This is a genomic window from Synechococcus sp. R6-7, from assembly GCF_047461695.1.
Lineage (GTDB): Bacteria > Cyanobacteriota > Cyanobacteriia > Thermostichales > Thermostichaceae > Thermostichus.
The window spans coordinates 1-5,869 of record NZ_JANSHS010000131.1 but is presented as its reverse complement, the minus strand read 5'-3'; the positions used below and the strand labels follow the sequence as shown (position 1 = coordinate 5,869).

3 protein-coding genes are annotated in these 5,869 nt (G+C 60.9%); all 3 read right to left on the bottom strand.

What is annotated here, in order from left to right:
* Window positions 1-3,417: hypothetical protein (locus tag NW815_RS04570; RefSeq protein ID WP_414415759.1), on the bottom strand; the 3,417-nt coding region annotated here is incomplete at its 3' end.
* Window positions 3,399-4,577, bottom strand: coding sequence for an LptF/LptG family permease (locus NW815_RS04565; protein ID WP_414388003.1), 1,179 nt, complete (start codon window positions 4,575-4,577; stop codon window positions 3,399-3,401). The genes NW815_RS04565 and NW815_RS04570, both read right to left, overlap by 19 nt.
* Window positions 4,578-4,654: 77 nt before the next feature.
* A partial coding sequence (locus tag NW815_RS04560; protein ID WP_414415758.1) for an LptA/OstA family protein occupies window positions 4,655-5,869 on the bottom strand: 1,215 nt, incomplete at its 5' end.

Below are 5,869 nucleotides of genomic sequence, written 5' to 3'. Positions count from 1 at the left end.
CGAAGCAGTCAGGGTCGGGTAGTTTACTTGAAAATCTCCCCGCTCTTGGGTGAGGCCCACCGGGCGACTGGGGAAAGCCACCAGAATCCCTTCCAGGCGCAGCGACTCGGCTACCGGATCGTAGGCCAGGCGCAGCTCAAAATCCCGCAGGTCACGGCGAACTTCCACCCGGCGGATCCCTGCTTCCGTCAGGCCCAGGCGCAGCCGCCAGTGGTTTTGCCACTGCGTGCCGAGGGTGGCATCCAGCTCCAGACCATAGGTAGAGATCTGGCCCAACCGGGGATCGTAAACCGCCTGCAGCGCATAGCTGATCCCTGGTTCATACACATCCAGGCCAGAGCGTTGATCCCGGTTAAATGTGGTGCTGCTGCGTCCCCGATACTCCAGACGAACGGGTTGGAGCTGTCCCTGGTTCAGGTCGTAGGCCGTCTGCAACTGAATGTTGAACAGATCAGGGGCGGTGCTCCAGGTGAAGTTGGCGTTGAGGGTATCCCACTTCTGGGTGATGAAGTCGTAGCCAAGGCTGGTGTCCAGGCGCACCAGGTTTTTCACCTCTGCCTGCAGCTCCTGCAAGTTGCGGGAGGCAATCGCTGCCAAATCCTCCGGGGTATCGTCGGGGAAGGTCAGGGCTATCGGCAGCTCGCCGGGCAGGTCATCTTCAAAGGCAATGTAGCCTGGGGGCACATCGGGTAGGGGATCGCGGGGCGTAAAGAAGCTGATGTTGGCATTGATGCGATCCACATCTTTAGGGCTGGTGGAGAGGGTTTGGAAGGGCACAGAATTGTTGCCGTAGAAGGTGCGGCTGTAGCGCAGGTCGATGGTATTCCAGTCGGCAGGTCTGAGACTGAGGCGAGGGTTGAGGCTGACGGTAGACTCCTGGTCAGGAGTGGAGTAGAGAACTTGGGTGTAATCGATAGAACCCGGCATGAAGGTGATCCAGGGAGCCGGTTGAATATCGTTGAACTGGAGGCTGGAGCGCAGCTCGTAGCGATTGAAAAAGTGGAGACCTGCCCCCACCTCTTGATCCGGCTGTTGCTCTTGAGTCAGGGTGAGGGCGCTGCTGAGGGCAATATCGGGCGTGATGCGAATGAGGTCGGGGTTAAAGGCCAGCTCGAAGTTGCGACGCGGCTCGTTGTCGCCATTGGAACTGCTGTAGGCACGGTAGGCCAGGCGATAGGTACCTCCCCAACCGGGTGGGGTCAGTTGAGTGCCCAGCGTCAACCGCGCATCGGCAAAGTCGGGGCCATCTTTGACGCTCACCCGCTGGTTGTAGTCCAAGCGCAGATCCGATTGCAGCCAATGCACGCCCCCGTAGCGCTGAGTGTGGCTGAGGGTGAGGGGGAAGCTGTAGATGCCCCGCTCTTGGGATCCGGTGCGGCTGATGTTGAGGGTGGTGGTGGAGAGATCCCCCTGAAAGGTGGCGTTGAGACGCAGATCGGCGTTGTCGTTGCGTCCGCCGGCAGGACGGTAGGTGTTGTCCAGGTTGAGGTTGAGCTGCCCCCGCAGTTGGCCTTCCTGCCCAAAGAGGTTGGCAGCGTAAAAGTCGAAGTTGTGGTCGATGCGGAAACGGCTGGAGAAGCGCTGTTGGTCGGCTTCGGTCACCAAGTAAAACTGGGCTCGCCCGTAGTTGACACTGTCCGGGATGGGCAGGATGTAGTCATGCAAGAAACCAATGCCCACCCCTTTTTTCTGGATGGCATCCAGCCGCAGGCCGCCGAAGTTGTATTCGTCGAAGCGGTAGGCCCAACTGGATTTGACAAACACCCCCTCTGTCTCGCTGCGCCCCGGCAGCACCCATTGGTGATCTCGCAGGCTGTAGATGAACAGGGGGAAATAGGCAATCTGCAGGCCTGCCCGCAGATCCCCTGCTTCTGTGAGTTCGCCGCCGGCAAACACGCGGGCGTCGTAGACGATCACCCGGTCATCGGGAAACACCTCCACCCGATCCCCTTGCACGTAGTGGGTGATGGGTGGCTCTGGCGAGGTGGTGACGGTGGCTTTCTCGAAAAAGATCTGATCCCCCAAAATGGCGGTGGTCTCTTGGCTGCGCACAAAAACCTTGGTGCCCGGCTCCTCCCCCGGCAGAATGACCAGCGAGCTCTCAAATTGGGCGGTGCGACCGGGGATATCCAGATCCAAATTTCGCCCTTCGATTTGCCGGATCCCGCGCCCTTGGGGGCCAGGGGGCTGCTCCATGCGAAAAGGGCCCTCGCTGCGCAGGCGTCGCTCCCGCCGATAAAACAGCAGCCGGTCGCCGGTGATGCGGGTGCCGTCAGCCAGTTGGATCGAAGCATTTCCCTCGGCAATGCCCAGATCCTGTTCGGCGATGTAGCTGAGGACATCCCCGCTGACGTTGATTTGATCCGGGTCGAGGGGGATTTGCCGCTGCGCGGTGGCCGAGAGCTGCTGGCGGATTTGGGATCCCTGGCTAACGTTCCCTGTCGCCGAGACGGCATCTGCCCCGGTGCCCAGATCCCGCAAAAGGGGGAACTGCTCCAGCAGTTGAGGAGCCAGGGGTGAGCCCGCAGTGGGGACAAAGGCTTCCCTGCCCCTTTGAGTGGCCATGGGGGATCCCGTCAGCCCCGACCCAGGGGTGGCCTCTGCCAACACAACACCGCCCAAATCCAAGCTCCCACCGGCTTGGGAGATCAGGGGAGGAATGGTCTTGGGGGAAGCTGGGATCCGGTGCAACCTTGCCTCTGAACCAGCTTCACCTTGCAGTTGAGCCGTAGCCGGGTTCTCGGCATTGGGTGCCGAGGTGGGAGCAGGCAACTGCACAGTGTTGGTGGGGCGCAGCCAGGGTTGCTCTTCCACCTGCAGGGCCTCAGCCTGAGAAGTCATGGGCTGGGAAAGCCGAAGGGAGTTCAGGCTGGGAACTGCCGCGGTGGGCGTCGCCGGTGAAGGGGGTTGGGGAGAAGGTGTTGCCTGGGCCTGCTGCGCCTGTCGCCGAGCATGGGCTGCTGCCCCTTCGGCCAACAGCCGTTGTAGCCGCTGTCGGTTCAGTTCTTCTGGCGTGAGGGGCTTTTCAGGAGAGTTGGCAAGGGGAGGGGATCCAAAGTCTGAAACCGGGGCCGTAGGGGGTGGGGTTGCCGCAGTCAAGGCTGTAGCAGGCAGAGAAGATTGCGCCTCGGCCAAGGTGATGGGCTCCTCATCGGCGGCAGCCATCGGTTCTGGGCTGGAAGCCCGGCGGGCCAGTTGCAGGCGCTGAGCAAGTGTTTGCGCTGACCGAAAGCGCTGGTAGCCCTCCAGAGAGAACTCCGTCCCGCCGACGCCAACAGTGGGCAGGGGGTCCAACTGGGCGAAGACGGCCTCCCCCGTCCCCAACCACAGGGAGCCGCCCCAGCAAAGAGCCAACCACTTTGCCCAAGGGCTGAAGTCAGGGGGGAAGTTGCAGGATTTCACCGTAAAAACCGCCACAGTAAAGAAAGGCCTACCCCACCGAAAATCATATTCGGCAACCAGGCAGCCAGCCAGGGATCGATGTGCTCAACTCGACCCATCGCTCGTCCCAGGCTCATCAGTACATAGTAAATAAACACCAGAACAATCGCTAGCGCCACGCCGCCGTAGCGCCCCGTTTGCCGCACCGTTTGCAGGCCCAAGGGGGCAGCCACCAAGATGGCGAAAAAGCTGGCCAAAGGAATGGCGAACTTGAGGTGGTATTCCGTCAGGCAGCGGGCCACATCGGCAGAAGGACGTTGCTCCGCTCGATATCGCTGGCACTGCTCCCACAGCTCCCCCGCCCGTTGCTCTTGGGGCACCTTTTCCGCGTACACCAGGCCCACCAGTTTGTTGACGATGTTGAGCTGCATTTCTTCCACCTGGCCTTCATAGTAGGTGCGCCCCTGCTCGTCATAACGGCGGATCACCACATCTCGCAGTTGCCACGATTGGCCCACCTGCTGCGCGGTTTGAGCGGAGATCACCTGCGGATAGCGCAGGTGGCCGGTCTCAGCTTTGCGATCCAGGATCAACAAATCCCGCATCAAGCCGGTCTTCGGGTCAATCGATCCGACATGAAACCAGAGATCATCATCCACCCGCACGATCTCTTCTGGATTAAACAAAAGGGCATCTTGAGCCAAGATGAGGTTCTTGTTCAGGATTTTCACCTTTTGGTTGGTTTCCGGCACAATCACTTCATTGGTCAACAGCGCCAAGCCGCTGATCAGCAGGCCAATACAGAGCACGGGGATAAACACTTTGCGATAGGGGATCCCGGCAGCACGCAGGGCGGTGATCTCGCTGTCGGCTCCCATTTTGCCCAGGGTGAGCAAGGTGGCAAAGAGGCCGGCAATGGGAAAGGTGACCACCAAAATGGCGGGCAAATTGAGGAGGAGAATGTGCAAAATGGTCAGGGGAGGGGCGCCCTTTTTCACCAGCAGATCGGTGTAGATAAACAGCTGGTTGCCCAGCATCATCACCGTGCCCCCGGCCACCCCCAGAAAGAAGGGGCGGATCATCTCTTTGAAGAGATAAAACTCCAAAAAGGCAGCTCCCAATCTCAGGGATCCCCAAGAGCTGCCCGCTTGAGCAGGGGTTCTGCGCAGTTTGCCCTCGGCGAGTGGAGCCGTCATGACATCACCTCGGATCACAACCTCAGCCAAACCTGGACGATCAAAAACCACAGATGGCTCCCCGAGGGGGGATCCCATCAGAGGGCGTCGGTGATGCGAAACTGAAACATGCCCTGCTGTTGCCCGTCCCCTTCGACGGTGTATTCATCTTGTTTTATGTTCAGGGTAACCAGCTTGCCACTGAGGCGATTGGCGCCCCGGCACATCTGATCCAGCGCGTTGCGGCCCGGCAGAGCTTGGGTGCTCTCCCCGGGAAGGCGGCCGACCTCTCCCCGATCGCAGAGCACCACAGGAGCCTGTTCGGCGCTGATTTTGAAAATTTGTTCTCGGTCAAAGTAATCGGCGCGATCCCCTTCGATGGCGCGGTTGGCCTGCACAATAACCACATTGCCAAAGAAGCGGGCATCGCCGCTGGCTTGGTCGATCTCCACCCGGTCGGCGTAGATCACCGTCGGCTGATCCACATCGGCCTGGGTCTCCGGGTTTTGTAGCCGCCGCGCCAGCCACTCCCCCTCGATCTGCTCGATCACCACCTCTCCCCGCAGCTCCACTTTCTCAGGGGTGATGGTGGCCTGGTTGGCCTTGGCCCTACGTCCCCGCTGGATAAACTCGACGGCATCGCTAAACTCGGAAGTGCCGGTGCGGGAGTTGTAAACCAGGCGGGCAGCCCGCACCTCGGTTTCGGCTTGGCGCAGCTCCTCTGTCAGGGATCCCTCGCTGGGCGCCGGAGTGGAGGTAGCCATCTGCCGGTAGAGGACGTTGTCTTCAAAGAGGAAGATCTTGTCGCGGTGGTTGCCCTCCAGGCGGGCGGAGGTGAGCACCCGTCCGGGTTCTTCCAGGGTAACTCCTCCCGTCAACAGACTTTGGGATTCGCGGCGGCGGTAGGTGCCCTGGGCCGCCTGGATGATGGTTTCCCCCTGGCGAATCTCCAGGTTGCCTTCCCCTTGGGCAATTTGTGTGTTGCGGTCGTACGTGAGGCGGTCGGCAATGATGGTGACTTCTTGATCCTGTTGGTCTGGGGTCGCCTCCGGGCCGGGAGAGGCCTGGGCCAAGCGCAGATCGGCCAATAAGGGATCCCGGCTGCTGTCGCCGGCCACCTCTTGCAACACCACACCGCCGGAGAGAATGCTTTGGGCCTGTTGCCGCAGGTAGGTGCCCTGGGGAGCGCGAATCTCGATGCCGCGTTCGCGAATGCGCAGGTTCCCTTTCCCCTCGGCCACCTGGTTGGTGCGGTCGTAGGTGATCTGGTCGGCGGTGATGGTGGTGGAGGTGGGTGCCGAGCCGTTTGGGGG

Coding starts and splice junctions, on each gene's coding strand:
- NW815_RS04565 (WP_414388003.1), bottom strand. CDS start 4,577: ATGACGGCTCCACTCGCCGAGGGCAAACTGCGCAGAACCCCTGCTCAA.